Origin of the sequence: Streptomyces capoamus (assembly GCF_014654935.1) — a bacterium.
GTDB classification, from domain to species: Bacteria; Actinomycetota; Actinomycetes; order Streptomycetales; family Streptomycetaceae; genus Streptomyces; species Streptomyces capoamus.
Genome location: NZ_BNBF01000008.1, coordinates 311,583 through 312,450, shown reverse-complemented (window position 1 = coordinate 312,450; position 868 = coordinate 311,583). Strand labels below are relative to the sequence as shown.

Genomic DNA, 868 nt, shown 5'->3' with positions numbered 1-868 from the left:
GGGGCCGTGCCGTAGCCGTCGATGGTGACGACCGCGCCCGCCGGTGCCACCGCCACCCGTGCGTGCCAGTGGCCGGACGGCTCGCGCAGATGGTCGACGTACACCTTGACCGTCACCGTCTGCCCTGGCCGGAGGGTGCCCGCGGACCGGCTGAAGTACAGCCAGGCGGCCGACGTGGACGCCGACCAGCGGACCTCGGCCGTCCCGGACGCCGTGAGGGTGATCAGGGTCGTGTCGCCGTCGTTGGCGGCGCTGACGGCCAGCTGCCCCGCCCCCTGACCGCCCCTGCCGCCGACGCTGACGACCTCCACCGAGACGTCCGCCTTGCCGCCCTTGCCGATCCGGGTGCCGGGCTTCGTGCGGGCGTTCCCCGCGTTCTCGTAGCCGCCGGCCGTGTCGCCGCCCAGCGCGTCGGGGCCCTGCGCCTCGCGCGCGGTCGCGGAGCGGCCGTCGTCGTCCCCGGCCGGCCCGCCCCGGTAGGCGGCCCACAGCGCGAGCACCGGCGCGGCGACCACCGTGGCGACGACCGTCGTCGTGACGGCCCGCGCGCGGAGCCGGTCACGGCGGGCCGCGCGGTCCTTGGGGTCCATCGGGAAGCCGCGCCGGTCGAAGCGGGGCACGGCCGCGCCCCGCGCGCGCGGGTGGTGGGCCAGTGCCATGTGCAGGTCCGCGCGCGGGGCCTGCAGGACGGGCAGCTCGGCGGGCGTGACCGTGGCGCCGGGCCACTGGCCGGAGACGGCGCGCTCGGCGGTGCGCCGGCAGCGCGGGCAGTCGTCGACGTGCCGGACGAGCTCGCGGCGCAGGGCCGTGCTGAGGACCAGGCGGCTGTCGCCGGTGAGGTGGGCCACGCTCGGACAGCCGCCCGCGT

Annotated in this window: 1 protein-coding gene; it reads right to left on the bottom strand. The window is 78.5% G+C overall.

The genetic code is table 11. The features are described 5' to 3' along the window. The coding region (locus IE312_RS40320) for a BACON domain-containing protein (protein ID WP_229899856.1) at positions 1-868 on the bottom strand (868 nt) is incomplete at both ends.